This window comes from Rhizobium rhododendri (genome assembly GCF_007000325.2).
Taxonomy (GTDB): domain Bacteria; phylum Pseudomonadota; class Alphaproteobacteria; order Rhizobiales; family Rhizobiaceae; genus Rhizobium; species Rhizobium rhododendri.
Window position 1 is genome coordinate 78,346 of the sequence record NZ_CP117267.1, and the last position, 26,270, is coordinate 104,615.

26 protein-coding genes and 1 tRNA gene are annotated in these 26,270 nt (G+C 60.9%); 8 read left to right on the forward strand and 19 right to left on the reverse strand.

The annotated features are described in order from the left end of the window. The first annotated feature begins 125 nt into the window (after positions 1-125). A complete protein-coding gene (locus PR018_RS00420; RefSeq protein ID WP_142823902.1) occupies positions 126-521 on the forward strand; it encodes a hypothetical protein in 396 nt (131 codons plus the stop codon). Between the two features lie 78 nt (positions 522-599). On the opposite strand, the gene PR018_RS00425 is transcribed toward PR018_RS00420, so the two are convergent. From PR018_RS00425 to PR018_RS00440, 4 genes are all read right to left on the reverse strand, one after another. Then, positions 600-1,118: a DUF992 domain-containing protein gene (locus PR018_RS00425; protein WP_142823903.1), complete on the reverse strand. Its 519-nt coding sequence runs from the start codon at positions 1,116-1,118 to the stop codon at positions 600-602. A gap of 307 nt (positions 1,119-1,425) precedes the next feature. Then, on the reverse strand, positions 1,426-2,139 hold the full coding sequence (locus tag PR018_RS00430; RefSeq protein WP_142823904.1) for a hypothetical protein: 714 nt from the start codon (positions 2,137-2,139) through the stop codon (positions 1,426-1,428). A gap of 212 nt (positions 2,140-2,351) precedes the next feature. After that, positions 2,352-2,684, reverse strand: a complete 333-nt coding sequence (locus tag PR018_RS00435) for a chaperone modulator CbpM (protein ID WP_142823905.1) — start codon at positions 2,682-2,684, stop codon at positions 2,352-2,354. A 3-nt stretch (positions 2,685-2,687) separates the two neighbouring features. Continuing rightward, positions 2,688-3,602: a DnaJ C-terminal domain-containing protein gene (locus PR018_RS00440; protein WP_142823906.1), complete on the reverse strand. Its 915-nt coding sequence runs from the start codon at positions 3,600-3,602 to the stop codon at positions 2,688-2,690. Positions 3,603-3,996: 394 nt separating this feature from the next. Here PR018_RS00440 and PR018_RS00445 point away from each other — a divergent pair, with 394 nt between their 5' ends. Beyond that, positions 3,997-4,869, forward strand: a complete 873-nt coding sequence (locus tag PR018_RS00445; protein ID WP_142829117.1) for an aldo/keto reductase — start codon at positions 3,997-3,999, stop codon at positions 4,867-4,869. 549 nt (positions 4,870-5,418) lie between these two features. Here PR018_RS00445 and PR018_RS00450 read toward each other — a convergent pair. Then, a tRNA-OTHER gene (locus tag PR018_RS00450) sits at positions 5,419-5,516 on the reverse strand. A 389-nt stretch (positions 5,517-5,905) separates the two neighbouring features. Here PR018_RS00450 and PR018_RS00455 point away from each other — a divergent pair. From PR018_RS00455 to PR018_RS00465, 3 genes are read left to right on the forward strand one after another with little or no spacing between them, the layout of a single operon-like run. Beyond that, the gene (locus tag PR018_RS00455) at positions 5,906-7,156 is read left to right on the forward strand and encodes an NAD(P)/FAD-dependent oxidoreductase (RefSeq protein WP_142823909.1); all 1,251 of its coding nucleotides are present in this window, start codon (positions 5,906-5,908) and stop codon (positions 7,154-7,156) included. A gap of 10 nt (positions 7,157-7,166) precedes the next feature. Then, positions 7,167-7,877 carry an SDR family oxidoreductase gene (locus tag PR018_RS00460; RefSeq protein WP_142823910.1) on the forward strand — a complete coding sequence of 237 codons (711 nt, stop codon included), beginning with the start codon at positions 7,167-7,169 and terminating at the stop codon, positions 7,875-7,877. A 14-nt stretch (positions 7,878-7,891) separates the two neighbouring features. Next, complete coding sequence (locus PR018_RS00465; protein WP_142823911.1) at positions 7,892-8,941, forward strand: 4-hydroxyproline epimerase; 1,050 nt, start codon at positions 7,892-7,894, stop codon at positions 8,939-8,941. Positions 8,942-9,001: 60 nt separating this feature from the next. Here the strand turns inward: PR018_RS00465 and PR018_RS00470 are convergent, their stop codons facing one another. Then, the gene (locus tag PR018_RS00470) at positions 9,002-9,928 is read right to left on the reverse strand and encodes a carbohydrate kinase family protein (RefSeq protein WP_142823912.1); all 927 of its coding nucleotides are present in this window, start codon (positions 9,926-9,928) and stop codon (positions 9,002-9,004) included. Between the two features lie 78 nt (positions 9,929-10,006). Beyond that, positions 10,007-10,705 carry an orotate phosphoribosyltransferase gene (locus PR018_RS00475; protein ID WP_142824442.1) on the reverse strand — a complete coding sequence of 233 codons (699 nt, stop codon included), beginning with the start codon at positions 10,703-10,705 and terminating at the stop codon, positions 10,007-10,009. Between the two features lie 357 nt (positions 10,706-11,062). On the opposite strand from PR018_RS00475, the gene PR018_RS00480 reads away from it, so the two are divergent. After that, complete coding sequence (locus tag PR018_RS00480) at positions 11,063-11,965, forward strand: GGDEF domain-containing protein (protein ID WP_142823913.1); 903 nt, start codon at positions 11,063-11,065, stop codon at positions 11,963-11,965. Here PR018_RS00480 and PR018_RS00485 read toward each other — a convergent pair. From PR018_RS00485 to PR018_RS00510, 6 genes are all read right to left on the reverse strand, one after another. Then, complete coding sequence (locus PR018_RS00485) at positions 11,955-13,151, reverse strand: GGDEF domain-containing protein (RefSeq protein WP_142823914.1); 1,197 nt, start codon at positions 13,149-13,151, stop codon at positions 11,955-11,957. The two genes, PR018_RS00480 and PR018_RS00485, sit on opposite strands and share 11 nt — an antisense overlap. A gap of 143 nt (positions 13,152-13,294) precedes the next feature. Continuing rightward, on the reverse strand, positions 13,295-14,335 hold the full coding sequence (gene pyrC / locus PR018_RS00490; RefSeq protein ID WP_142823915.1) for a dihydroorotase: 1,041 nt from the start codon (positions 14,333-14,335) through the stop codon (positions 13,295-13,297). Between the two features lie 97 nt (positions 14,336-14,432). Further along, positions 14,433-15,059, reverse strand: a complete 627-nt coding sequence (locus PR018_RS00495) for a nucleoside triphosphate hydrolase (RefSeq protein ID WP_142823916.1) — start codon at positions 15,057-15,059, stop codon at positions 14,433-14,435. Continuing rightward, a complete protein-coding gene (locus PR018_RS00500) occupies positions 15,056-15,838 on the reverse strand; it encodes an ATP-binding cassette domain-containing protein (RefSeq protein WP_142823917.1) in 783 nt (260 codons plus the stop codon). The genes PR018_RS00495 and PR018_RS00500 overlap by 4 nt, the downstream gene beginning before the upstream one ends. Before the next feature lies 1 nt (position 15,839). Further along, positions 15,840-16,904 carry an ABC transporter permease gene (locus tag PR018_RS00505; protein ID WP_142823918.1) on the reverse strand — a complete coding sequence of 355 codons (1,065 nt, stop codon included), beginning with the start codon at positions 16,902-16,904 and terminating at the stop codon, positions 15,840-15,842. 143 nt (positions 16,905-17,047) lie between these two features. Next, positions 17,048-18,073, reverse strand: a complete 1,026-nt coding sequence (locus tag PR018_RS00510; RefSeq protein WP_142823919.1) for a sugar ABC transporter substrate-binding protein — start codon at positions 18,071-18,073, stop codon at positions 17,048-17,050. A gap of 232 nt (positions 18,074-18,305) precedes the next feature. Between PR018_RS00510 and PR018_RS00515 the strand changes: the two genes are divergently transcribed. Then, the gene (locus PR018_RS00515; protein ID WP_142823920.1) at positions 18,306-19,553 is read left to right on the forward strand and encodes an ROK family transcriptional regulator; all 1,248 of its coding nucleotides are present in this window, start codon (positions 18,306-18,308) and stop codon (positions 19,551-19,553) included. After that, entirely contained in the window at positions 19,537-19,968 is a 432-nt protein-coding gene (locus tag PR018_RS00520) for an RbsD/FucU family protein (protein WP_111216568.1), read from the forward strand. The genes PR018_RS00515 and PR018_RS00520 overlap by 17 nt, the downstream gene beginning before the upstream one ends. Before the next feature lie 9 nt (positions 19,969-19,977). Here PR018_RS00520 and PR018_RS00525 read toward each other — a convergent pair whose 3' ends face one another. The 6 genes from PR018_RS00525 to PR018_RS00550 form a co-directional block, all read right to left on the reverse strand. Then, positions 19,978-20,370, reverse strand: a complete 393-nt coding sequence (locus tag PR018_RS00525; protein ID WP_142823921.1) for a VOC family protein — start codon at positions 20,368-20,370, stop codon at positions 19,978-19,980. Further along, positions 20,367-21,995 (reverse strand): glucose-6-phosphate isomerase, encoded by a 1,629-nt coding sequence (gene pgi / locus PR018_RS00530; RefSeq protein ID WP_142823922.1) that lies wholly within the window; start codon positions 21,993-21,995, stop codon positions 20,367-20,369. Before pgi ends, PR018_RS00525 begins: the two co-directional genes overlap by 4 nt. Before the next feature lie 250 nt (positions 21,996-22,245). Then, positions 22,246-23,940: a long-chain-fatty-acid--CoA ligase gene (locus tag PR018_RS00535; RefSeq protein ID WP_142823923.1), complete on the reverse strand. Its 1,695-nt coding sequence runs from the start codon at positions 23,938-23,940 to the stop codon at positions 22,246-22,248. Positions 23,941-24,133: 193 nt separating this feature from the next. Then, the gene (locus PR018_RS00540; RefSeq protein WP_142823924.1) at positions 24,134-24,529 is read right to left on the reverse strand and encodes a VOC family protein; all 396 of its coding nucleotides are present in this window, start codon (positions 24,527-24,529) and stop codon (positions 24,134-24,136) included. A gap of 46 nt (positions 24,530-24,575) precedes the next feature. Beyond that, positions 24,576-25,325, reverse strand: a complete 750-nt coding sequence (locus tag PR018_RS00545) for an ABC transporter permease (protein WP_142823925.1) — start codon at positions 25,323-25,325, stop codon at positions 24,576-24,578. Next, complete coding sequence (locus PR018_RS00550) at positions 25,322-26,260, reverse strand: ABC transporter ATP-binding protein (RefSeq protein WP_162854761.1); 939 nt, start codon at positions 26,258-26,260, stop codon at positions 25,322-25,324. Before PR018_RS00550 ends, PR018_RS00545 begins: the two co-directional genes overlap by 4 nt. Positions 26,261-26,270: the final 10 nt, after the last annotated feature.

Consider the following 26,270-nt stretch of genomic DNA (forward strand, 5'->3'; position numbering starts at 1 on the left):
GCGCATCTCCACGCACGCGACACAGCCGAAAATGAACCGGCTCTCTCTATAGAACCATCGCGAAAGCGAGCTCCGGTTGAGCTACTCTCAGGGCTGTAAATGCCACTGTGATCCCGGAGGACGAGATGCTTTTTCGTACGCTTATGACTTCCTGCATATTGCTTGCTCTGCCTGCACTGGCGCTCGCCGACCCCACCGGAACGTTCGACGTGACCGGAAGCGGCGATGGGAGCGCTTATTCAGGGACCGTAAAAGTCAGCCGCACCGGCGGTACCTACGATGTGCAATGGACCATTGCCGGCGAAAAATTTGTCGGAACGGGGATCGGTGCGAAGTTTACCGGCGACCGCTTTGAGATGGGGCCGGCATCGTCAGACGACACGGCAATCTCGGTCGGATACGCATCGAAGAACAATTTTGGCATCGCCATGTATTTCGAACAGCCCGACGGAACGTGGCAGGGCGTCTGGACTTATGGTGGCGCTAAAAAGGTCAATATGGAGACCTGGACACGCAGATAGCGCCAACGATCGCAACGGCGACCATAAAAAAACGCCCGTGCTGCGGCGGCAGAACGGGCGTTTTTCGGTATTGAGGACTTAGCTGGCGGATGCGAGCGTCATCGATGTGCCGGTGGCAGCGATGTTGAGGCCGAGCTGGCCGGTTACGCTGATGGTCTGGAGGTGGATTGCACCCGTTGTGCCGCCGAACAGCATGTTAGCACCGACACCGGCACCGACGGTAGCTTCAGCAGTGGCACCCTGGTAGAGGCCGGCAAGTGCGCCGTGGTGATAGCCTGCGGTCGGTGCGAAAACAGCCCAGACCAGACGGCTGCGTGTTGTGAAGCCGAGGTCGACACCGAACTTGCGGATGGCGCCGGTGTAGTGATCGACGCGGCCGCTACCGTTTGCAGATGTGTAGGTGCAATCGACGCTCTTGGCCGAGCCGAGGACGTAGCCAACGCCGCCAGCGATATCGCAGGTCAGGTAGCCGATCTTGACGCCGTTGCTGTTGTCCTGGTCTTCGTAGTTGGTGACCATGTCGGCAGCAGACACAGCCGGAGCAACGGCGAAGGTCAGCGATGCGGCGGCCAGCGCCATTGCAATTGTCTTTTTCATTTTTCTCTCCTGTTTATCGTCGTATCGGCGCCAAACGCCGGATAGTCTTTAATGAATATCGCGATTGCTAACGGATGAGCCGCGAGCAGGTTCCCGATCAGAACGATGAAGCCGGTGTGTTCGCCAAAAATTGATTAACGGATCCCATGAGCCCAGGATCAGCGTTCATCCTTCATTAGGACATTTCGAAGGCGGGCGCGTTGCCGCTTCGAAATATTGCCGCCAGCAATTGTGCCAAGCAAGCGACGCCCTGGAATTTGATGTGCCGCCGGGTTTGCATCTGGCATGCGTGTGGAAAGAGCGGCCGTCAGGCGGTAGCAGCGTCTGTCGCGGGAGTACCTGTGCTGGAAGTGATGTTGGCGCCTGTCCAGCTCAGATAGTAGAACTGCGTGCCGACCTGGCCGAAATAGGCGGCGTTGCCGGTGGTTTTGTCGATGAAGCTGTTGTCGGCGGCGCGACTGAGTGTGCCGTCGCCGTTGCGCTGCAGATGCGCCTTCAGATAGTCGTTCCAGTCGCTGGTCGGGATGGTTTTGGCGGTGTCAGCTGTCGCGGTCGTGTCAGCGCTGCTGTTGGTTTTCGATGTCGGATCCCAGGCAGCGATTGATACTCCCTGCGTCGGATCGGAAACGGTGAGGGTGCCGCCGCTGAGCGCGTCGAGCATCGCTTTCGCCTGTTTCGCGCCGTCGCTGGTGCCGGCTGCGGTCGCGGTAAGGTTCTGCTTCAGCAGCGCCATGAACGAGGTCGTGGTGATGTCGGTGCTCGCCGTGTCCGAGTTATCTGTCGAGGATGTCGTCGCAGTTTCGTCGGACTGGCTGTTCGAGAGGCTGTTGAGCATGCTGGCAAGCGATGCCTGAGCCGATGACGGCAGGCTCGAGACATTTTTTCCGACGCTCGATCCGTCGAGCAGCGAACTGTCGGACGTGCCGCTGCCGCTGCTGTCGCTGCTGGTATCTCCGGAGGTCAAAACCTTGAGGGCCAGTTGGGCGGCGATCAGTCGCGTGGAGGAGAGGGCGGTAACCATCTGGGGCCTTCCTGGGCGATGCCAACCCGCCCGTTTGCGTGCTCGGCCTGGCGTGTGAACGCTGCCGCTTGCGAGGAGGTCGTTGTGAAAGGGCCACTGCGTGGCACCCCCGGACAACCCTCGCAGCGCCGGCAGCGCGACTGTCCCAAGGCTAGGCGAAAGGGCTTGCCCGGAGCTTGCCCGTCAATCGGCGCAGGTTGACGAGCCTCAGCTCAGCTGTTGTGAAAATCTCTCCGCTGCTCGATCTCGGCGATGAGGCGCTGTTGCACCTCGTCGCCTTGGGCCTTGATGCCATCGACCAGATCGCGAAGCGTGCCGCGCAGGCCGTGCACCTGATCGACGAGTTCCATCACCACATCGACACCGGCCTCGTTGAGCCCCATCGTCTCGATTAGGTCGAGTATCAGCCTGCCGCGCGCGACATCGGCTTCGCGGAACGCTCTTCCCCCTTCGGTGGCATCGGGCACAAGCCATCCCTGCTCGATCCAGACGTCAAGAACCGAGACTTCGATATGCAGCGACTGGCGGAATTCACGATCGTCCATGGTTCAGCCTCCCATGCTGGCTCTGGGTTCGTGTTTCTCCCCGGCTGCCCAGTCTTTCACGAAGGCCGTCAGTTCGGCATCCGGTGTCTCGGGCAGCACGATCTTTAATGTGACATAGGCGTCGCCATGTTCGCCGCCACGCTTGGGAACGCCTTTTCCTTTCAGGCGCATCACTTTGCCCGTGTTCGAGTTCGGGGCGAGCGTGATGGCGACCGCGCCCGATGGCGTGGGTACTCGCACCTTGCCGCCCAGCACCGCCTCACGCAGGCTGATCGGCATGTCGAAGCGGATGTCATCTCCGTCCCGCACATAAAATTTATGCGGCCGGACCTTGATGTCGATCATCGCGTCGCCGGCCGGAGCGCCGTTCAAGCCCGGATCGCCCTTGCCGCGCAGTCGCAGTGTCTGGCCATCGGCAGTGCCCGGCGGGATCTGCACGTCGAGCGACGGGCCGTTCGGCAATTTGACTTGCGTCTTGGTGCCGTTGACGGCGTCGAGAAAGTCGACCTCCATCGAAAAGCGTCTATCCTGGCCCTTCATTTGCTGGGCTCCCTGCCCACGGCGCGAAAAGAAACTGGAGAATATATCGTCAGCACCGCCAAAGTCGGCAAAACCGCCGCTGTTCTGGTAAGGCCCGCCGCGTCCTTCGTTCGAGGCATAGTCGCGGTAATACTGGCGCTGCTGAGCTTTTTCGCTGCCGCCGGCATCGATTTCTCCGCGATCGAAGCGCGCCCGCTGTTCCTCGTCGCCGAGGATCGCATAGGCGGCCGAAACCTCCTTGAATTTTTCTTCTGCCTGCTTGTTTCCCGGATTGAGGTCCGGATGAAGCTTCTTGGCGAGCTTGCGGTAGGCGCTCTGGATGTCCTTCTGCGCCGCGTCCCGCTTGACGCCGAGAAGCTGGTAGGGATCACCACTCATGGATTTCTCCGTCTCGTAAAGAATTTAGCCCGGCAGAAACTACCTCGTCGGCGCGCTTCCCGGGTCTATCGAATCACAGATAGGCATTGATGCCGCCGTTCACACCATTGGAAGCCTTTTTTCCGCAGAAGACCAGCGGCTTGGCATAGAAGCCCCCGGCCAATTCACACCATCGCTGCCGGTCCGGCAGGGGACGACGGTACTGCATCCGGGGAGCGGTCAGTGACGACGATCGCGGAGGGCCAGAACCAGCCGTTTCGGCGTCGCTTGTTGTATCTTCGTCCCGCCTACCCATCTCCCTCTACGCCGGGCAGCGAATGGCCTTGCGCAGAAAATGCCTCCGGCCTCGAAGAATTTCCGAAAGATAGATTGAGAAAGAGACGATCATGACCGAATTTTGAATGCATCCAAGTCCGGGACCTTCAAGATTGGCGGCGATCTCACCGTCAACCGTCTTGGTTTCGGCGCCATGCGCATCACAGGCAAGGGAATCTGGGGCGACCCCGCCGATCGCGAGGAGAGCATCCGCACCCTCAAGCGACTGCCCGAGCTTGGCGTCAACTTCATCGATACCGCCGATTCCTACGGCCCTGATGTCTCGGAGCAGCTGATCAAGGAGGCATTGCACCCCTACGGAAATATGGTGATCGCCACCAAGGGCGGTCTGACGCGCACCGGTCCTGAGGTCTGGATACCCGTCGGTCGCCCCGAATATCTCATCCAGCAAGCCCACAAGAGCCTGCGTAATCTCGGCGTCGAACAGATCGACCTCTGGCAATTGCACCGCATCGATCCAAAGGTTCCGGCGAAGGAACAGTTCGATGCCATCAAGTCGTTGCTGGACGACAAGATCATCCGCCACGCCGGCCTGAGCGAGGTGTCCGTGGCCGAGATCGAAGCCGCCTCGAAGGTCTTCAAGGTATCGACGGTGCAGAACCGCTATAACCTCGTCGACCGCACCAGCGAAGACGTGCTCGATTACTGCGAGAAGCACGGAATCGGCTTCATTCCCTGGTACCCGCTCGCCGCCGGCGATCTCGCCAAGCCCGGTTCGCTGCTGGATACCATCGCCAAGCGCCACAACGCAGCCCCGAGCCAGATCGCGCTTGACTGGGTGTTGAAGCGCAGTCCCGTGATGCTGCCGATCCCCGGGACGTCAAAGGTCAAGCATCTGGAAGAGAACGTGGCGGCGGTCAACTTCACCCTGTCCGAGGATGAGTTCAAGGCCCTCGACGCGGAAGGCAGGAAGGTCTTCAAGGCCGCCTGAGCCAGAGCGGCAGCCGAAAGTGACAACAGCCGAAAGTGACAAAAGCAACGCCGTCACTTTCGGCATTATCTCACGAAACCCATGGACTTACGGTCGCGCGAGCATTTGCCCGTCGCTCTGTCAATATCCCAAACGCTCACTTTCTCGGCTGCTAATTAGGCGAATTGTCGCAGAGGCATGCTCTAATGCAGGCGCTGGCTCAATAAGCCTGACTTACTCATGCATCAAACGCATTGCTGCAATGCAATGTCAGTCATTTTAAAAAGCGGGCAGTGACTGTATCTATTGTTTCGAAGGCAGCGCACTCCTCCTCCCGGCGCTTCCTTCTTCGATCGGCAGCACTCCTCCTCCCAGTTGCCGATCTCTATTAAGAGCCCGACGCATCCTCCTCCCGCGTCGGGCTCTTTAAGTTTCCAGCTCAGCCAATATCAGTCTCCAATACGCGCCACGCCTGTCTGGCCGTTGTCGCGCGTCCATTTGACCTTGCCGGCGCCGTCCCGTTCGAGCACGAAGCACATCGGCGCGCCGTCGTACCAGGTCTTGAATTGCTGGCAGAGCCGGTCGGATTTGATCCACCATTTCCCGACGTCGTTCGGCTTGATGAACTTGCCAAGGCCGACCGCCTCGCCATTGCCGTCGACGGTTCCGGACTTGTGGTAGGTAAGGGGCATTTCGCCACCGAGCGGGGCTGCGAGATAGATCGTGCGGCCAATGATATCGCTGCGGATATCGTTGTCCGTCATAGCTTCGGCCCGGGCGGAGACTGGAAGGAGCGCTGCGAGCGCAAGGAGTGCAGGGAGCAACGGCTTCATCTTTGACCTCTGGTCGGTTGATACAAAGCCATCTACGTCGCAGCCGCCAATTTGGTTTCACCATCTCCCGACAAAGCCATCGTTTCTACCGGCCATTCGCTCCATCGGACGTCTGTGATGGAGAGGTCCAGTCTTTCAAAAATCTATAGGCACCAGGGCAGCGCCTGATATATCTCTGCGATTGATTTGCTGCGCAGCGCAGCCGTGTTCGGATATGCAGGCCCATGACGGAAGACACCCGGAAAACCACCATCGTCATCGGCGCCGGCATTGTCGGCGCTGCCATCTCTTTCGAACTGCAACGACGTGGCCACCGGGTGACGCTTGTCGACAAGGGCGAGCCTGGCAGGGGCACGTCGTTTGGCAACATGGCCAGCATCGCGCTCGATTTTGCCGCCGGCTCCGGCCCCTCGACATGGCGCAAGATGCCGGGGTGGTTGCTCGATCCGGAAGGGCCCGTCTGGCTACGGCCTTCCTATGCGCCAAAGATATTGCCGTGGTTCCTGCGTTTCCTCGCCGCCGGCCGTCCATCGCGTCTGCGTCAGATCGAGGATGCCGGGATGGCCCTGTCGGCTCCTGCACTTGCCGATTTTCGCGCCATGCTGGATGCAATAGGCGCACCCGAATTGATGACCGAGGACGGATGCCTTGCCATCTACGAAACCGAGGCTGAATTTGCGGGCGATCGCGGCCATCTGGAGATGATGCAACGCAATGGTTTCGAGCATTCGGTCGTCAGCGGTGCCGACCTCCGCGCTCTCGAACCGGCCCTCTCTACCCACATTGCCAAGGCGGTGCTGCTGCCGAACAACAAGTCCATCCGCAATCCCTATCATCTGGTTCTGAAGCTGGTCGATGCTGCGAAAGCGGCCGGTACAGGCTTCGTCTCTGGCGAAGCCACCATGATGGAGCGCCGGGCGGGCGGCGGTGTCACAGTCATGCTCGCCGATGGCCGCAGGCTCGATGCCGACGATGCGGTGGTTGCTGCCGGCGTGCCGACGCGGGTGATCGCCAAGGCTTTGGGCGAGCCTATCCCGCTCGAGACCGAACGGGGTTATCACACGCAGATCATGGCCCCCGGCATTTCCATGCGCCACTCGATCATCTGGCCGGCCCGCGCCTTCATGGTGACGCCGACCGCCGGCGGCATCCGCGTCGGCGGCAACGTCGAGCTTGCAGGCCTCGATGCGCCGCCGGATTATCGCCGTCCCCGCGTCCTCGTCCGCCATGCCCAGAGGGCGCTGCCCGGCCTCAAGGTAGAGGAGGCCACCGACTGGATGGGCCATCGCCCCTCGTTGCCGGATACCATCCCCATCATTTCCGCGTCCTCCCGACTACCGGGCGTCTGGTATGCAACCGGTCACGGTCATCTCGGTCTCACCTATTCCGCCACGACAGCCCGCCTGATGGCGGATATGATCGGTGGCATGAAACCGTCGATCGATATGACGCCGTTCCGCATCAACCGTTATTAGGAGAAAGCCGATGTCCGATACCCAAAAGCCAGTCGCTCTCATTACCGGCGGCGGCCGGGGCATGGGCGAGGCGATCGCCCGCGAACTGGTGGCCACCGGCTATCGTGTCGCGCTGATGTCGCCCTCCGAAAGCTGCGAGAAGCTGGCTGCCGAACTCGGCGGAGTCGCCTCGCGCGGCGTGGCGGAAAAGGCGGAAGACATCCAGGCAATCTTCGACCTGACCATGAAGACCTATGGTCGCATCGATGCGGTGGTCAACCATACCGGCCATCCGCCGAAGGGCGATCTGCTCGACATTTCCGACGAAAACTGGACGCTCGGCTCCGACATGATGGTGCTCAGCGTCGTGCGCATGGCGCGGTTGGTCACCCCGGTGATGCTGCGCCAGGGCAAGGGTGCCTTCGTCAACATCACCACCTTCGCCGCATACGAGCCCTCGCTGGTATTCCCGGTCTCCTGCGCGTACCGTGCAGCCGCCGGTGCCTTCACGAAGCTCTATGCCGATCGCTACGCCGCGGACAATATCCGCATGAATTGCCTGTTGCCGGGCTACATCGATAGCCTCGCCCACAAGCCTGAGACGGCCGAGAAGATCCCGATGAAGCGCATTGGCCAGATGCAGGAGGTTGCCAAGACCGCAGCCTTCCTGCTGTCCGACGGTGCCGGCTACATCACCGGCCAGAATATCCGCGTCGACGGCGGCGTCACCCGGCACGTCTGATTGGAGAAGATGATATGAGATGGAAGCGGACGATCCAGCTGCTGGATGTTCATTGCGAGGGTGAGATCGGCCGGGTCGCGATCGGCGGCGTGCCGAAGATCCCCGGCAATACGATAGCCGAGCAATTGCACTGGATGAACACCGATCCGAAAGGCGAAGAGCTCCGGCGCTTCCTGGTGCTCGAACCGCGCGGCGCGCCGATCGGCTCCGTCAACCTGCTGCTGCCGGCAAAGCACCCGGATGCAGATGCCGGCTTCATCATCCTGCAGCCCGACCAGGCCCATGCGAGCTCCGGCTCGAACTCGATCTGCGTCACCACGGCGCTGCTGGAATCCGGTATCGTCGAGATGCATGAGCCGGAAACCACAGTCACGCTCGACACCGCCGCAGGCCTCGTTCGGGCGGTTGCCACCTGCCGCGATGGCCGCTGCGAGAAAGTGCGGCTGACCATGGTGCCATCTTTCGTCCACGAACTCGACGTGCTGCTCGACACGCCGGAATGGGGCGCGATCAGCGTCGACATCTGCTATGGCGGCATTTTCTACGCCCTGGTCGATGTCGGACAGGTAGGCCTCACCATCGAGACGTCGAAGGCGGCCGAGCTGGTGAAAGCTGGCATGGTCCTGCGCGATCGTATCAACCGTACGATGGCCATCGTCCATCCGGAAATCCCGGCGATCTCGGGCGTTGCCTACGTGATGTTCCGCGATATCGATGCCGACGGTGCCATCCGCACTTGCACCACGATGTGGCCCGGCCGGGTCGACCGCTCGCCCTGCGGTACCGGCAACTCCGCCAATCTCGCGACGCTGTACGCGCGCGGCAAGGCGAAGGTCGGCGACGTCTTCAAGTCGCGCTCGATCATCGGGTCGGAATTCGAAGTAGGCCTCTCCGCCGTCACGGAGGTAGCCGGCAAGCCCGCCATCATTCCGACAATCACCGGCCGAGGCTTCACCTTCGGCCTGTCGCAGGTGTCGCTGGACCCCTTCGATCCTCTCGCAGCCGGTTTCGCGCTGACGGACGTCTGGGGCCCCTCCGCCGGCGAGATCGGCGCAGGTAAATAACCTTCCCCTTCTCCCCTCGGGGAGGAGGTGCCCCAAGGGCCGATGAAGGTATCTAGCCTTCTAAAGCCCGATTTCCCGGGCCCATGGCGGATTGGCGCCGGCGCGCGACACCGTGACGGCCGCAGCCTTGGCACCGAGCCCGAGGGCATCGCGCAACGCCTTCTCGTCGAGCGAGGCGACCTGCGCCTTCGTCAGCAGATTGTTCATCTTCAGCGATGCGAGGATGCCGGCGTCGAATGTGTCGCCGGCGCCGACTGTATCGACCACAGTGACGCGTTCGCTCGGCACAGAGACCTTCTGCGACTTGGTGTATCCCGTCGCGCCCTCCGCCCCCTTGGTGATGACAACCAGCCTGGCGCCGTGGTCGAGCCAATGGGAGGCCAGTTGGTCATGGTCGCCGGACATGCCGAACCATTCCAGATCCTCGTCCGAGAATTTCAGGATGTCCGACATCGCCGCCATGCGCTTGATGCGCGCCATATGGGCCGGCTTGTCCTTGATGAAGCCCGGCCGGATGTTCGGATCGAGCGAGATGACGCGGCGGGCCTGCTCGCGCGCCATCAATGCCTCGTAGGTCTCGCCGCAGGGGCTGGGGATGAGGCTGATGGCGCCGAAATGCAGCGCCTCGCAGCTGTCGCCGAGGTCCGGCAGATCGGCTTCGGTGATCATCCGGCCGGCGGTGCCTTCGTCGTAGAAGGCATAGGTCGCCTGGCCGTTGACCAGCTTCACGAAGGCGATGGTGCTGGGCCGCGAAACGATGGCGCAGGGGCTGGAATCGACGTTGCTCGCCTTCAGCGTCTCGATCAGGATTTCGCCCAGCATATCGTCGGCAAGGCCGGTGAAGAAGGCAGTCTCGACGCCGAGGCGACCGAGCGCGATAGCGGTGTTGAAGATCGCACCGCCGGCATAGGGCGCAAAGGCCTTTTCACCCAGCGTCGTTTCCCGGGGCAGCATGTCGATCAAAGCTTCGCCGCAGCACAATATCATTCCGGCCTCCCAGAGAGCGTGTCTCTATCTTGTACACTGTCAAAAACGGTTAGAGCGATTTCGAAGAAATGCAAAGCGTCACGTCGCCGAAAGCTGGGTGATGCCGCCGTGCGCGCCCGACCAGGCGAGCGGTGCATCGAGAAACGCCTCGACGGCGGACAGCGTCTTCTCGTCGAAAAGCTTCTGCGCCTTGGCGACGGCAAGCACGTTGCGCCACGTGGCGATATGATGGAAGTGCACCTTGCCGTCGGCAAACCGCAACGCCCCTTCGTCAAAAATGCCGTAGTAAAAAAGAGCAATCGCGTGGTCGACGATGCCGCCGGCAGCGCGGATCGCGTCGATGAACGTGAACATGCTGCCGCCGGCCGTTGTCAGGTCCTCGATAACCAGCACGCGCGCGCCGGCCGGCATGTCGCCCTCTATCTGGGCGTTGCGGCCATGGCCCTTGGGCTTCTTGCGGACATAGATCATCGGCAGGCCGAGGCGGTCGGCGAGCAGCGCTGCAAAGGGGATCCCGGCCGTCTCGCCGCCGGCGATGCAGTCGAACTGCTCGAACCCGGCATCGCGCAACAGCACGCTGGCAGCAAAGTCCATGACCGTCGAGCGGACGCGTGGATAGGAAAGCAGTTTGCGGCAATCGATATAGACGGGGCTGGCCATGCCCGAGGCAAATTTGTAGGGCGTCTCGGCGTTGAAATGCACAGCCTTGATTTCCCAGAGCATCTTTGCCAGAAGTTCAGCCATCACGGCGCGGTCGGGAAATGTCGTCTGCATGATGCGGCTCTCCTCAGGCTTTGAACGTTGCCTGCGGCATAGCAGCAAGGCGCGGCGGTTTCCAGAAGGCGACCACGTTTACGGGCTTAAATTACGCGGAGCGCCTGTTAAAAATGAGGCCACCAGGGGAGGCTCAGACCTGTTCAAGCCGTGATGCGGCGCCATATGGACAGCTTCGCCTCATCCACAGCGAAGTTTGTTATTAAGTAATAACTAATAAGATATATATCCTGGTCGTTTCCTTGCCATTGTGGGTTGCGGTTGAAAAATTCATTAAAATGGTTGGTATTTGCTTAGGATTGAGGTTTCTAAATTACCCTTAGTTTCCACCCGCCAAATGGGGCATGCAAGGAGACCGGAATGCGCCTGCCACGATCTGCGGCACTGAAGAAATTTGGTTCGTCGCTTACGCTGAAGATCTTCTCGATCTGCTTCCTGGCGACGCATCTGCCGCTGCTGGCGCTGATCGCCTATCTGCTGACGGGCTATGAAGCGGCAGCGATGCCGATCCTCGCCACTGCACTGCTGGCGACGTTACTGGGCACGGGGCTCTGTTTTCTCTCGGTGTGGCTGTTGCTGCGGCCGCTGGAGGCTGTGACCAAAACCGTGCAGGCCTACCGGGAAACCGGTGCGGTATCGACGATCCGCAGCCAGCGCCGCGATGAAATCGGCGTCGTCGTCAACGCGGTGTCGACGCTGATTGCAGAACTGCATGCGACTCTATCCCAACTACGCCGCCAGGCGACGACCGATGTGCTGACCGGCCTCGGCAACCGCCGCTGGCTGCGCGATATCGGCACTTCGGAACTCCAGCGCGCAGAACGCGAAAATGAGCCGGTTTGCGTCATTGTCTTCGATCTCGATCACTTCAAGACCATCAACGACGAGCATGGGCACGAGGTGGGCGACCAGGTGCTGACCGTGACCGGCGCGATCATCCAGCACAACATGCGGCCTTACGATATCGCAGCGCGTATCGGCGGCGAAGAGTTCTGCATCCTTTTGCCGCGCACCGACACCGCGCAGGCGATTGCCATTGCCGAACGTTTGCGAAGGGAGCTGGCAACCCGGGCGGTCGGCCCCGTGCCCGCCGGGCGGATTACCGCTAGCTTCGGCGTCTACTGCGGCGATCCGACCACCGAGACACTGAAAACGATGATGATGGCAGCCGACCGCAAATTGTATGCGGCTAAGAACGGCGGACGTAATGCCGTTCACTGGGATACCGCCAGGCCTGTCGCGGAAGTCGCAGTCAGGCAGTAGCGGATTCAGTTTCCGGTGGATTTTCCGTCTCGCTCGTGACGACATGAAGATACTCAGCGGTCTCCACGCGGTTTCGGCCGTTACGTTTCGCGGCATAAAGCGCCCGGTCGGCAGCCTGGAGGACGCCTTCGAAATCGGCTCCCTCGTTTGAGCCGAAGGCGATGCCGGCACTGACGGTACATTTGACGGTCTTGCCTTCGAAGGAAAAGGAGCGTGCCGCAAAACACTCGCGTATGCGGTCGGCGATCTGTTCGGCCCGGCCGGGCATGACATTGTCGAGCACCAGCGTGAATTCCTCGCCGCCGAGACGGGCCACGACGTCGTAGGCCCTGAGATTGGTGACGAGTTCTTCGGCGAACAATTTGAGAACGGCATCTCCTGCCGCATGGCCAAATTCGTCATTGACCGCCTTGAACCGATCGATGTCGAAGATAACAGCGGCCATCACAGTCGAAAAGCTCCTGTTTCCGCAACGATCGAACAGCGCCCTGCGGTTCATCAGACCCGTCAGCTGGTCCGTCATGGCATCCGACCGGTGACGGGTCGCCTGGCGCCACTGATGGAGGGCCAGCGACAGGGCGCCGATTCCCGTCATGGCAGCGATGGCAACCGCGATGCTGAGGTTTTCCGCCCAGTTTTGAGGCGCCTTGCCAATCACCATCTTGCCGTCGGAGATGAGGACGGCGGAGCAGAGCACGAAGGTGAACGCGGTCAGGAGGTAGAGAGTCGTGATACCGTAGATCGGAGCGGGCGCCTCGGCGCGGCCGAGCCAATATTCATAAGCTGTGGCTGACAGCATCGCAGCGATGACGAGATTGTAGACGATGAAGGCCAGCCCGTCATAACCGAGCAACATCGGCGGCACGCTTATGGCCAGCCCCAGGACAGTACCGGCGACGATCCTGACGGGAGACAGGCGATCCTTCCTGAACTGGTAGCCTGCCGCCCAGATGACGGAGAAACCGGAGAGAGCGATGGTGAAGGAGACGATCGCGAGGCTCATCGTCGGATGAGCTACATAGAAGCTGTAACAGCAGATCGCTGCGACGACCAACAGCAACCCAATGGCGCAGGTTAGGAGGAATGTTTCAGGTCGGCGGTTGAGCCAGCTACCCAGCAACGTCACCGCAAGGCAAAACGTCGATGCACCCAGCGCGATCAGAAGAGAATTATAGTCGAGCATCATGCCGTCTCTCTACGGGTTCATTCCGCGATGCATGGTATCAGCGCGAGACTATTCTGACATAGGTATCCAATCGGTTACCATCATGCGCAAAAAGCCTGGTTTTGTCGCATGAAGGCATGTCCAATGACGGACATTATAGCTGCCTAAGGTTCGACGGCCCAATGCAGCGGGAACATCGGGTCGAAAACTGTCACTGGACCCGCTCCCGTCTCTATTTTCTCCGGAAACGCAATCGATTCGACCCGGCGGACCAGCGTCATCGTCTCCGTATTCGGCTGCAGTCCATACCATGCCGGTCCGTTCAGCGACACGAAGGCCTCCAGCTTGTCGAGTGCGCCTTCCTGTTCGAAGACATGCGCAAGGCAGCTCATCGTGTTGATCGAGGTGTAGATGCCGGCGCAGCCGCAGGCACATTCCTTGAGCGGGTCGACATGGGGCGCGGAGTCGGTACCAAGGAAAAACCGATGGTCGCCGCTTGTCGCTGCCGCCCGCAAAGCCAGCCGATGGCTCTCGCGCTTGGCGACCGGCAGACAATAATAGTGCGGCCGGATACCGCCGACGAGGATGGCGTTGCGGTTGATGATCAGGTGGTGGGTGGTGATCGTCCCGGCCAGGTTGGCGGTTGCCGACTTGATATAGTCGATCCCGTCGGAGGTGGTGACATGCTCCATCGTCACCTTCAGTTCGGGCAGGCGCTGGCGCAGCGGATCGAGAACTGTCTCGATGAACACCGCCTCACGATCGAATATATCGACGTCGGCAGCCGTTACCTCACCGTGGACGCAGAGTGGCAGGCCAATCTTCGCCATACGCTCCAGCACCGGCATCGCCTTGTTGAAATCGCGCACTCCACCATGCGAGTTTGTCGTGGCGCCCGCCGGGTAAAGTTTTACGGCAGTGATCAGGCCGCTGTTCTTGCCCTCCTCGACATCGTCGGGGCTGGTGTGTTCGGTGAGATAAAGCGTCATCAGTGGCTGGAAGCTGTCGCCCTCCGGCAACGCCGCCATGATCCGTTCCCGGTAGGCTATTGCATCGGCAGTGGTCACCACTGGCGGTACGAGATTGGGCATGATGATGGCGCGGGCGAAGTGGCGGCTGCTGTCTCCGATCACGCCCTCCATCATTGCACCGTCGCGAAGGTGCAGATGCCAGTCGTCGGGGCGGCGGATGGTAAGCTTTTGCATCGATGTCTCCCGGAGGCGGGCTTATGGCGTCGCGCCGGGATAACATTCATGCACCGCCGATGACAACTGTCTTCGTCAAGGTGCTGCCAAGTAGGTATCAGGCGATTTCCAGCGTCACGTCTGCCGGGCGCCTGTTGCCGAGGATCAGCCGGCCGTTCGGCAGGTCGTTGTCGTAGACCTTCGCGTGGGCTTCCTCTTCGCTCAGCTTATAGCCGCGCCAGCGCGCCCAGAGGCGCTCCTCCAGCACTTCCATCGGCGGCGCCATCAGGATCGAAAAATCGAACATGCCCTCCAGTTCAGCCCATTTTCCCTGGCTGAACAGGAGATAGTTGCCCTCGACGATGATGAAGCGATGATCGGGCGAGACAACGCGGGCGGAGGCGATCGCCAGTTCGCGCGACCGGTCGAAGACCGGCACGAGAACTTCCTGGTCGCCAGGCCGTACGGCCTTGACGATGTCGAGGAAGGCGCGCACGTCGAAAGTTTCCGGCGTGCCTTTGCGGGCAAGCTGGCCCCGGGCGATCAGGATGGCGTTGTCCATGTGGAAACCGTCCATCGGCAGCACTTCGGCGCTTTCGCCGCGTGCTTTGAGTGCATCGGCCAGGTTATCGGCCAGCGTCGATTTGCCGGCCCCGGGAGGACCGGCAATCGCCACCATGAACCGCTTGACCGATCCAGCCCTGTCGATGATCTGGCCGGCCATGTCCTCGACAGTCGGGCTCATGCAGCGACGGTCTCGGCGGGCACGCCCTTGGCGCCTGTCATGAAGGCAACGGCGTCGGACATCGAGTAGTCCTTCGGGTTGATGACCGTCAGGCGCTTGCCAAGCCTATGGATGTGGATGCGATCGGCCACTTCGAAGACATGCGGCATGTTGTGGGAGATCAGAACGATCGGAATGCCGCGTGACCGCACGTCGAGGATCAGTTCGAGAACGCGACGACTTTCCTTGACGCCGAGCGCTGCCGTCGGTTCATCGAGGATGATGACCTTTGATCCAAAAGCTGCAGCGCGCGCCACGGCCACGCCCTGGCGCTGGCCGCCGGAGAGGGTTTCGACGGTCTGGTTGATATTCTGGATCGTCATGAGCCCGAGTTCCGAAAGCTTGTCGCGGGCCTTGGTCTCCATGGCCGGCCGGTCAAGCATGCGAAACACGCTGCCGAGAATGCCAGGCTTGCGGATCTCGCGACCGAGGAACATGTTGTCTGCGATCGAAAGCGCCGGCGAAAGAGCCAGGTTCTGGTAGACCGTCTCGATGCCGGCTTCGCGGGCCTCGAGCGGCGACTTGAACTGAACCACACGGCCTTCCAGCTTGATCTCGCCTTCGTCGACGATAGTAGCTCCGGAAATGGCCTTGATGAGCGACGACTTGCCGGCGCCGTTATCGCCGATGACCGCCAGGATCTCGCCCGGATAAAGGTCGAAGTCGGCATGGTCGAGGGCGGTTACGCGGCCGTAGCGCTTGACGAGGCCACGGGCGGTGAGAATGGGTTGAGCGGCCATGTTACACCGAAACCTTTCTGATCCACTGATCGATGGCGACAGCGGCGATGATGAGAACGCCGGTGAGCAGAACTTTCCATTGCGGATCGGCGCCGAGCATGTTGAGGCCCATCGATACGACGCCGACGATCATTGCGCCAAACAGCGTTCCGAGGATGGAACCACGGCCGCCGAACAGCGAGATACCGCCGATAACGGTTGCCGTGATGGCCTGTAGGTTGAAGTCGGTGACGGCCGAAGACGGGGAAACCGAACCATTGCGGCCGATCGACACCCATGCTGCAAGCCCTGCGATGACGCCGGAGATTGCGTAGACTGTGAGGAGAACTTTCTTGGTCTGGATGCCGGCAAGCTTCGCAGCCTCGGGATCATCGCCGACCGCATAGACATGGCGGCCCCAGGCCGTGTGGTTCAGCACATACCAGAGCAGGATAACCAGCAGCACCATGGCAACAACGCCGAGCGTCAGGACCGCGCTGCCGAGCTTGAAGCTGACGGCAAAGAGATGCAGCAGGGGCGCCTTGTCCTGGACATCCGTGTCGCGAATGGTCTCGTTGGCCGAATAGATGAAATTCGTCGCCATCACGATGTTCCATGTGCCGAGCGTCACGATAAACGGCGGAAGCTTCATGTAGGCGACGAGGAGGCCGTTGAGCAGTCCGCAGACGCCGCCGGCAAACATGCCTGCCACAACCGCAATCGGTGTTGGCAAGCCATAGGTAATGGCAAAATTACCCATGATGACTGAAGAGATGACCATGATGACGCCGATCGACAGGTCGATACCCGCCGTCAGGATCACCAGCGTCTGGGCGGCACCGAGAATGCCGACGATGGCAATCTGCTGCAGGATGAGCGTCAGAGTGTAGGACGAAAAGAACCGTCCGCCGATCGCCAGTCCGAAAACCACGATGGCAAGCACGAGAACGATCAGCGGCACGGCCGCAGGCGTCGAATGCAAAAAGTGCTGGGCGCGCTTCAAAAGGGAAAGTTTTTCATTCTCGAAGGAGACGACATTCTTGTCGCTGTCGTCGAGAACACGTTCGAATTCCTGTGCTCCGGTCATATTTCCTCCTCTGCGCGCCAAACGGCGCAGAAAGCCTCACCAATGTCTCCGGGCGTGATGCCGGCAGGCGGCGAACGTTCGTTGGCTAGTTACGAAATTCCGGCCGGGGCTGACCCCGGCCGGATGAAGATGTCAGACGAATATCAGCCCCAGCACTTCGCAGTGCCTTCCTTGACGTCGATCGACGGTACGCCGTTAACCGGCTTGTCCGTGACGAGCGAGACGCCAGTGTCGAAGAATGCCTTGCCAGGTGTCGGCTTCGGCTTTTCGCCCGTGTCGGCGAACTTCTTGATGGCTTCGACGCCCATGGCTGCCATCATCAGCGGGTACTGCTGCGATGTCGCTCCGATGACGCCTTCCTTGACGGACTTGACGCCCGGGCAACCGCCGTCGACGGAGACGATCAGCACGTCTTTTTCCATGCCGACAGCCTTCAGTGCCTGGTAGGCGCCGACTGCAGCAGGCTCGTTGATCGTGTGGATGACGTTGATCCCTGGATCCTTCTGGAGAAGGTTTTCCATGGCTTTGCGGCCGCCTTCTTCATTGCCGTTGGTCACGTCGTGACCGACGATGCGCGGATCGGTTTCGTCGCCGATCTTGTTCGGGTCCTTGGGATCGATGCCGAAGCCAATCATGAAGCCCTGGTCGCGCAGGACGTCGACGGAAGGCTGCGATGGCGTCAGGTCGAGGAAGCCGACCTTTGCGGTCTTGGCCTTGTCGCCCATGGTGCCCTTGGCCCATTCGCCGACGAGCTTGCCGGCAAGCAGGTTGTCGGTGGCAAAGGTTGCGTCGGCAGCATCGGCTGGCTCAAGCGGAGTGTCGAGCGCGATGACAACGAGCCCGGCGTCGCGAGCCTTCTTGACCGAGGAAACGATGCCCTTGGTGTCCGATGCAGTGATCAGGATGCCCTTTGCGCCGCTGGCAATGCAGCTCTCGATGGCCGCAACCTGGCTTTCGCTGTCGCCGTCGATCTTGCCGGCATAAGCCTTCAGGGTAACGCCGAGTTCCTTGGCCTTGGCCGTGGCGCCTTCCTTCATCTTGACGAAGAACGGATTGGTGTCGGTCTTGGTGATGAGGCAGACAGTCGTGTCGGCGGCATTTGCCGGCATGGCGAAGACGACGCCAAGAGCAAGTCCGGCGAGCGCTGCAGTGATAACGGATTTCTTCATGCGATCCTCCCAGGATGTGAACAGGCCGGCCCAAACAGGGTCCGGGATGCAGTTGCGGCAAATGCTTTAAATTTGATCTGCACGCTTCCTCCAAAGCCGTGCCGCGCCTCCATATCGGCGATTTAAAGCGGAAAGGTCGCGCCCTGTCAATAAATAAATCCAATTGAATTATTAATCGACTGTGGCATGATGCTGAAAAATGAGGCATGGCCATTACGGGAGGAGTCGGCCGATGTCATCCGTGGAAGATCCGGCAAGCACATTGCCGTCGTCATACAATCTGGAAGCCAGCGGCGGAGCCAATCAGGTTCGCGTCCGCGCCTACAATGAGCGGCTGGTGCTGTCGCTTGTGCGCCGCCACGGAGCACTTTCGAAGGCCGACATCGCCCGGCGGACAGGTTTGTCGGCCCAGACCGTATCGGTGATCATGCGGGTGCTGGAAAAGGAAGGCTTGCTCTTGCGTGACGAGCCGGTACGCGGCCGTGTCGGCCAGCCCTCGACGCCGATGCGTCTCAACGCCGATGCCGTCCTCTCCTTCGGCGTCAAGATCGGCCGGCGCAGTGCCGATCTCGTGTTGATGGATTTCGTCGGAAACATCCGCAAGCAACTCCACCAGACCTACGCCTATCCGTTGCCGCACGAGATAATCGAGTTCGTCACGCGCGGTATTCGCCAGATCGAAGGCGAGATGAGTGCCAAAGAACGCGGCAATATTGCCGGGATCGGCATAGCCGCACCCTTTGAACTCTGGAGCTGGGCCGAAGAAGTCGGGGCTCCCGATGGTGCGATGGAGGTCTGGCGCGGCTTCGACCTGCAGATCGAGGTCGGCGCGCGCGTATCGCATCCGGTCTATCTGCAGAACGATGCCACCAGTGCCTGTGGAGCGGAACTGGTTTTCGGCGCCGGCGCCCGCTATCCGGATTTCGTCTACATGTTCATCGGCTCGTTCATCGGCGGCGGCATCGTCCTCAATTCGTCGATCTTCGTCGGTCGTACCGGCACAGCCGGCGCCATCGGACCGCTGCCCGTGCGCGATCGCCACGGTGAGACGCGCCAGCTGCTGAAGATTGCTTCGATCTTCGTGCTCGAAAATCTCCTGCGCGAGCATGGCATCGATCCGCAGCCGCTGTGGTATTCCGCCAACGACTGGATCGATTTCGGGCCGCCGCTCGAGATCTGGATCCAGGATACGGCCGCAGCCCTGGCGCAGGCCATCGTCGCCGCGGCATCGATCATCGATTTCAGTGCTGCGGTGATCGACGGCGGGTTCCCCGATTGGGTCCGCCAGCGCGTTGTCCAGGCCACCATCAAGGCTGCTGCCGAACTCGACTTGCAGGGCGTCGTGATGCCCGAAATCGTCGAGGGGTCGGTCGGCACCCAGGCACGCGCCATCGGTGGCGCCAGTCTGCCGATCTTTGCCCGCTATCTCATAGACCAGAACATTCTCTTCAAGGAAATTGACAATGCTGAAGCACATTGACCCGCTGCTGAGCCCGGAACTTCTCTTCGCCCTCAGGGCCATGGGACATGGCGACGAAATCGCGCTGGTGGACGGGAATTATCCCGGCCTGACCGACGCGCGCCGCCTCATCCGCCTCGATGGTCATGGCGTGATTGCCGTGCTGAATGCTGTTCTGAGCGTCCTGCCGATAGACGAATTCGTCGACGAAGCCATCTTCCGCGCCACCGTCAAGCAGGACCGCGACACCCTCGATCCAGTCCACCGGGAGATGGTCGAATGCTGCGCCCGGCACGTGCCGGACATCAAGGTCGTGCCATTGCTGCCCGCCGATTTCTACGCTCGCGTCAAAGGCGCCCACGCCCTTATCCAGACAAGCGAACCTCGGCTCTACGGCAATATCATCCTGCGCAAGGGTGTTATTTACCCGGCTTAAGAAATCTCTTTATCGGCTCCAGGCGGCCTGTTGCAGAACGACGCGGTAGCCGTCCGGATCCTCGAATGTCTTTCCCTGTACGTCCCAATAGTCGTTGTACGACGTGACCGTCGCGCATCCTGCGGCTTCTATGCGGTCCACGGCAGCCCGCCACTCCGCCTCATCCGGCAGGTACAACACCAGCAGGTTATCCTGCGTCGGAGCCCGGCCGACAGTGTGGCCGCGGTGATGGGTGAATTCCAGGTGATAGGGCCAGTGCGGGTGACCTAGGACCAGCCCGTCAAAGCCGTTGTGACCCTCGAAGGCAACGAGAACCTCAAATCCCAGCCCCGCCTCGTAGAAGGGGCGGAGCCGGGCGATGTCGTCCGTCGGTCTTGCGACACGCAGGACAGGGACGGTCATGACTTGGCGCGAGCTTTCAGCGCGGCGACGAGACCGATGGTCGAGGAATCGTGGCCCTCGGCACTTTCCTTGCCTTCGACGACAGGTAGCAGGCCGGTCGCCAGTTCCTTGCCGAGTTCGACGCCCCACTGGTCGAAGGAGTTGATGCGGAACAGCACGCCTTCGACGAAGACGCGGTGTTCGTAGAGGGCAATCAGGCGGCCGAGCGCAAACGGCGTCAGCTGGTCGTAGACGAAGGTGATCGACGGACGATTGCCGGTAAAGACGCGGTGCGGCGCGATGAAGTCGGCCTTCTTGTCCTCCATGCCTTTGTCGGTCAGCTGCTTCTTGGCTTCCTCGAACGTACGGCCCTTCATCAGCGCTTCCGACTGGGCAAGAACGTTGGCGATCAGCAGCTGGTGCTGGTGGCGCAGTTCAGGCTCAAAGGAGTTGGCGGCAATCATGAACTCCGCCGGGATGACGCTCGTGCCCTGATGAATCAGCTGGTAGAAAGCGTGCTGGCCGTTGGTCCCAGGCTCTCCCCAGACGACCGGGCCGGAATTGCCCTCGACCGGGGTGCCGTCGATGGTGACGCCCTTGCCGTTCGATTCCATGTCAAGCTGCTGCAAGTAGGCCGGAAAACGCGACAGGCGCTGGTCATAGGGCAGGATGGCGCGCGTCGCATAGCCGAGGACGTTGCGGTCGTAGTAGCCGATGAGGCCCAGCAGCACCGGCAGGTTCTTCTCGATCGGTGCCGTGCGGAAATGGTTGTCCATCGCATGCGCGCCATCCAGGAACTTGCCGAAATTTTCAGGACCGACGGCAATCATCAGCGGCAGGCCGATGGCCGACCAGATCGAGTAGCGTCCGCCAACCCAGTCCCAGAAGCCGAAGACGCGGGCGCTGTCGATGCCGAAGGTCGCGACCTTGTCGAGCGCTGTCGAGACGGCGCAGAAATGATGTTGCACGGCCGCTTCGCCTAGTGCCTTGGAAATGAAGTCGCGCGCCGTCTGCGCATTGGTCATCGTCTCGATGGTCGTGAACGTCTTCGAGGCGACGATGAACAGGGTGGTTTCCGGCTGCACCAGTTTCAGGATATCGGCGATATGGGCGCTGTCGATATTGGAGACGAAATGCGACTTCGGGCCATCGTGGAAAGGCGCCAGTGCCAGCGTTGCCATAACCGGGCCGAGATCTGAGCCGCCAATACCGATGTTTATGACGTCGGTGATCGCCTTGCCCGTGGCGCCCTTGATGGTGCCGGAGCGGATACCATCGGCAAACTTGCCCATCGCTGCCAGCACGCCGTTGACATCAGGCATGACGTCCTTGCCATCGACCATCACCGGCGTGTTCGAGCGGTTGCGGAGTGCGGTATGGAGCACAGCGCGCCCCTCGGTGAAATTGATAGGGGCGCCGGAAAACATCTCGTCGCGCTTTTTCTCGACCCCGCCCTCGGTGGCAAGCTTCAGCAGCAGCGCCATGATCTCGTCATTGACCGCCGTCTTGGAGTAATCCATCAGCAGGTCGTCCAGCGAAGCGGTGTAGCGGGAGAAACGGCCGCTATCGGCGGCGAATGCCGCGCGAATGTCGGTGGCATTGGTGGCCGCAGCCGTGCTCTTCAATTGTTCGACGATCGCTTGCATGGGAAGCTCCTTAGGGGTTCGGAGAAGGTCGCGGAAACTATTCGCTTTGTGATGCCTAAATCAAGTTGGGTCACAAACTATTCGTAAAAAAGCGGAGAGGTGCCGCACCTCCGTTTCAAAAGCAAGGCTCTTGCCAAAGTCGGTGCGGCCCATCCTCACCGATGGGCCGGCTGGTCGCGGCCCCTACTGCTTCTGCCTTGAAACAGGGTGCTACAATCACTCTTTCTGGTTGCTTTCAATTGAAGTATTTCTACCCACGCAATTCCTTCCGCAAGATCTTGCCGACATTCGATTTCGGCAGTTCGTTGCGGAATTCGATGAAGCGTGGGCGTTTGTAGTTGGTGAGGTACCGGGCGCAGTGGGCCTTGATGTCAGCCTCGGTGAGTGCGGGATCGCGGCGGACCACGAAGAGCTTGACGGCCTCGCCGGAATGCTCGTCTGCTACGCCGACCGCAGCCGCCTCGACGATCCCTGCATGCATCGCGGCGACTTCCTCGATCTCGTTGGGATAGACGTTAAAGCCCGAAACGAGGATCATGTCCTTCTTGCGATCGACGATCTTGGTATAGCCGCGAGTATCCATGAAGCCCATGTCGCCGGAGCGAAAATAGCCGTCCGGCGTCATAGCCCGCGCAGTCTCTTCCGGCTGCATCCAGTAGCCGGCCATCACCTGCGGTCCGCGGATGCAGATTTCGCCGACGGTGCCGAGCGGCAGCGAATGGCCCTCGTCGTCGCGAATATCGATATCGGTCGACGACAGCGGCAGGCCTATGGTGCCGGAAAATTCGGTGCTGTCGAAACGGTTGGCGCTGGCCACCGGAGAGGTCTCGGAGAGGCCGTAGCCTTCGGTGATCCAGGCGCCGGTCAGCGTATGCCAGCGCTCCGCGATCGGCCGCTGCACGGCCATGCCGCCGGCAAGCGTGCTCACCTGTGAAAGGTCCAGCTTGCCGAAATCCGGATTGTTCATCAGCGCATTCAGGAGCGTGTTCAACGCCGGGAAGATGTCGACGCGATGCTTGCCCAGTTCCTTGATGAAGCCCGGGATGTCCCTTGGATTGGCGATCAGCACGTTGTGTGCGCCAAGTGATACGCCCATCAGGCAATTCACCGTCAGCGCGAAGATATGGTAGAGGGGCAGGGCGCAGACGAAGGTCAGGATCTCCGGCCGTGGCTTGGAAATATACGCCGAGTTCAGCCACAGCTGCAGCTGGAGCTGGTTGGCGAGTAGATTGGCGTGGGTGAGCGTCGCCGCCTTTGCAGTGCCAGTCGTCCCGCCAGTATATTGCAGGAACGCGGTGTCGCCTTGCGTCAGTGCCACCCGTTCCAGCTTCAGACCTTCGCCTTCGGCCAACACCTTCGAAAACGCTATGTGAGACGGGATGGACCAGGACGGCACCAGCTTCTTGACATGTCGGACGATGAAATTGACGATGTGGCCCTTGAGGCCGATCATCTCTCCGAATGAGCTGACGACCACATGGCGAAGCGCGGTGCGATCGAGCACTTGCTCCACAGTGTGGGCGAAATTCTCCAGCACAAAAATGGCCTTGGCGCCGCAGTCGCGCAGCTGATGCTCGAGTTCTCGAGGTGTGTAGAGTGGGTTGACGTTGACGACGATAAGCCCTGCCCGCAGGATGCCGAACGTCGCGACCGGGTTCTGCAGCACGTTCGGCATCATCACGGCGACGCGGTCGCCTTTGACAAACCCACGGCTCTGAAGCCAGGCGGCGATCTTGCGTGTCTGCTGCTCCATCTCGCCATAGGTCATGGCCCGTCCCATGCTGGTAAAGGCCGGACGGGTGGCGTAGCGGGCGCAGCTATCCTCGAAAAGTTCGCTCAGCGACTGATGCTCAAGTGGCGGCAGGTCTGCCGGCACGCAATCAGGGTAGGACGAAAGCCAGATCCGATCCTGTGCCGGTCCGGTGTAGGTGGGCGCCTCGCTCATGCCACTCTCCTCCCGCAGCCCAACCGCTGCAGTGATTTCGCCGGTGGTTGTGGTGGAAGCCTCCCGCTGGCCACCACGCCGACGCATGTCTCGCATGAAACTAGGCCGACTGCACGCCGGGGGTCAATCGCTGCCGTCGCATTGGCCGTGAAACGACAGCAGACCGGATCGGTCGGCTGAGGGGCACTTCATTTTACTGATACCGGCCATGACGCTGCAGCACCTCGATCTTGTAGCCGTCTGGATCGGTCACGAAGAAAAACAGCGCGAGCAAGGTTCCGTCGCGGTTGAGCTCGGTGATCTTGCCGGGATTGAGACCAAGTGCCGTGAAACGTGCATGCTCCTCCTTGATGTCGTCGACCGACACCGCCAGGTGACCGTAGGCCTCGCCGATGGCATAGGGCTCGACGCGCTGGAGGTTGATTGTCAGCTCCAGCTCGAAGCCGGTCTCGCGATTGCTGAGATAGACCAGCGTGAATGTCTCGAAGGCGATGCGATCGGCCACTTCGAGGCCGAATGCTTTTTCGTAGAACTCGACCGACCGCGCCTCGTCGAGCACGCGGATCATCGAATGAATCATTTTCGCCATGGCGGTCTCCTTTGATGTGCCGAAATCTACGAGCGACGGGTAAGCCTTATGCTGCACGCAGGCCAGTTCGTCTGGCGAGCAGCCGCTCGACCTGCGCCATCGCATCATAGATCAATACGGCCATCAACCCGACGATCAGCCCACCCTGCAGGATAAAGGCGGTGTTGTCGGAAATCAGCCCGGCAATGATCACCTCTCCCAGCCCTTTGGCGGCGACAGTCGAGCCGATTGTCGCCGTACCGATGTTGATGACGGTCGCGACCTTCAATCCCTCGAGTATGAGAGGCATGGCCAACGGCAGCTCGATCGAAAAAAGCCGTTGGCGCGGGCTCATGCCCATCCCGTCTGCGGCCTCGAGCAGGGACGCCGGTATTTGCTGCAGCCCGGCTACGGTATTCTCGAAGATCGGCAGCAGGCCGTAAAGAAAGAGCGCGATCAGTGTCGGCGCCATCCCGAAGCCGGTGGCCGGCACCGCCAGTGCCAGCACGGCCACGGGCGGGAACGTCTGGCCGGCATTGGCGATGGCCCGGGTCAGCGGCAGGAAATCGGCGCCGCTCGCCCGCGTCACGAATATGCCGCCGAGAACGGCAAGCACCGCGCTGCCGGCTATGGAGATCGCCACAAGCTCGAGGTGGTTGGCTGCCAGCAGTACCAGACTGTTCTGCGTATAGACCGGCGGCGCACCGTAGTTGGTAAGCGGCGCCAGCAGGAAAGTCAGCCACTCCGTCCTGAACAAGAGGATGAGAAGAAGCGCCAGCGCGGTAAGCCTGAAGACGTTGGCGACGAAGAGCCTCATGCGCGCTTGCCCAATTGTAGCAGTCGCTGCATCGAGATCGAGCCTACCGGGTTCTCGTTCTCGTCGCGGACGGAGGCCTCGTCTATCCCCTGCCAGATCATTTCCGACAGCGCGTCGCGCAAGTTCAGGGTTTCGGGAAGGCCGAAGCCAAGACCTGCCTTTGCCGGCTCCATGCCGGCTTTCAACGGCAGCATGGCCATCAGCTTCAACGCCTTATCGGAAGTCCCGGTGAGTTGCTCCACGAAGCTGTCGGCTGGCTCGGTCAGGATAGTCTCGGGCGAGGCGCACTGCAGCAGCTTGCCCTCGCTCATCACTGCGATGCGGTCGCCAAGATGGAACGCTTCGTCCATATCGTGGGTGACAAGAATGATGGTCGTGCCGAATTGTTTCTGGATCGCCAGCAGATCGTCCTGGGCCTTGCCGCGGATGACGGGGTCGAGAGCTCCGAACGGCTCGTCCATCAGCAGCACCTCCGGTTCTGCCGCAAGAGCCCGGGCGACACCGACACGCTGCTGCTGGCCGCCGGACAACTGATGCGGATATTTGCCGGCGAAGGTCGCTGCGTCCAGGCGGAAAAGCGACAGCAGTTCCTCAACCCGTCGATCGATGCGCGGCTTGTCCCAGCCAAGCAACTGCGGCACGGTCGCGATGTTCTGCGCCACCGTGCGGTGGGGAAACAGACCGTGACCCTGAATGGCGTAGCCGATCCGTCGCCTGAGTTCGGTCACCGGCACGGAAACGACATCCCTGCCGCCAACCAGGATCTGGCCGCTTGTCATCGGCACCAGCCGGTTCACCATCCGCAGCAGTGTCGATTTGCCTGAGCCGGAGGTGCCGACGACGACGGTCACCGAGCCCTTGGTGACCGTCATGCTGACGTCGTCGACAACAGTAGCGTCGCCATATCGCTTCGTCACGTTGCGAAATTCGATCATCGTTTCCTGC

Coding starts and splice junctions, on each gene's coding strand:
- PR018_RS00420 (WP_142823902.1), top strand. CDS start 126: ATGCTTTTTCGTACGCTTATGACTTCCTGCATATTGCTTGCTCTGCCT.
- PR018_RS00425 (WP_142823903.1), bottom strand. CDS start 1,118: ATGAAAAAGACAATTGCAATGGCGCTGGCCGCCGCATCGCTGACCTTC.
- PR018_RS00430 (WP_142823904.1), bottom strand. CDS start 2,139: ATGGTTACCGCCCTCTCCTCCACGCGACTGATCGCCGCCCAACTGGCC.
- PR018_RS00435 (WP_142823905.1), bottom strand. CDS start 2,684: ATGGACGATCGTGAATTCCGCCAGTCGCTGCATATCGAAGTCTCGGTT.
- PR018_RS00440 (WP_142823906.1), bottom strand. CDS start 3,602: ATGAGTGGTGATCCCTACCAGCTTCTCGGCGTCAAGCGGGACGCGGCG.
- PR018_RS00455 (WP_142823909.1), top strand. CDS start 5,906: ATGACGGAAGACACCCGGAAAACCACCATCGTCATCGGCGCCGGCATT.
- PR018_RS00460 (WP_142823910.1), top strand. CDS start 7,167: ATGTCCGATACCCAAAAGCCAGTCGCTCTCATTACCGGCGGCGGCCGG.
- PR018_RS00465 (WP_142823911.1), top strand. CDS start 7,892: ATGAGATGGAAGCGGACGATCCAGCTGCTGGATGTTCATTGCGAGGGT.
- PR018_RS00470 (WP_142823912.1), bottom strand. CDS start 9,928: ATGATATTGTGCTGCGGCGAAGCTTTGATCGACATGCTGCCCCGGGAA.
- PR018_RS00480 (WP_142823913.1), top strand. CDS start 11,063: ATGCGCCTGCCACGATCTGCGGCACTGAAGAAATTTGGTTCGTCGCTT.
- PR018_RS00485 (WP_142823914.1), bottom strand. CDS start 13,151: ATGATGCTCGACTATAATTCTCTTCTGATCGCGCTGGGTGCATCGACG.
- pyrC (WP_142823915.1), bottom strand. CDS start 14,335: ATGCAAAAGCTTACCATCCGCCGCCCCGACGACTGGCATCTGCACCTT.
- PR018_RS00495 (WP_142823916.1), bottom strand. CDS start 15,059: ATGAGCCCGACTGTCGAGGACATGGCCGGCCAGATCATCGACAGGGCT.
- PR018_RS00500 (WP_142823917.1), bottom strand. CDS start 15,838: ATGGCCGCTCAACCCATTCTCACCGCCCGTGGCCTCGTCAAGCGCTAC.
- PR018_RS00505 (WP_142823918.1), bottom strand. CDS start 16,904: ATGACCGGAGCACAGGAATTCGAACGTGTTCTCGACGACAGCGACAAG.
- PR018_RS00510 (WP_142823919.1), bottom strand. CDS start 18,073: ATGAAGAAATCCGTTATCACTGCAGCGCTCGCCGGACTTGCTCTTGGC.
- PR018_RS00515 (WP_142823920.1), top strand. CDS start 18,306: ATGTCATCCGTGGAAGATCCGGCAAGCACATTGCCGTCGTCATACAAT.
- PR018_RS00520 (WP_111216568.1), top strand. CDS start 19,537: ATGCTGAAGCACATTGACCCGCTGCTGAGCCCGGAACTTCTCTTCGCC.
- PR018_RS00525 (WP_142823921.1), bottom strand. CDS start 20,370: ATGACCGTCCCTGTCCTGCGTGTCGCAAGACCGACGGACGACATCGCC.
- pgi (WP_142823922.1), bottom strand. CDS start 21,995: ATGCAAGCGATCGTCGAACAATTGAAGAGCACGGCTGCGGCCACCAAT.
- PR018_RS00535 (WP_142823923.1), bottom strand. CDS start 23,940: ATGAGCGAGGCGCCCACCTACACCGGACCGGCACAGGATCGGATCTGG.
- PR018_RS00540 (WP_142823924.1), bottom strand. CDS start 24,529: ATGGCGAAAATGATTCATTCGATGATCCGCGTGCTCGACGAGGCGCGG.
- PR018_RS00545 (WP_142823925.1), bottom strand. CDS start 25,325: ATGAGGCTCTTCGTCGCCAACGTCTTCAGGCTTACCGCGCTGGCGCTT.
- PR018_RS00550 (WP_162854761.1), bottom strand. CDS start 26,260: ATGATCGAATTTCGCAACGTGACGAAGCGATATGGCGACGCTACTGTT.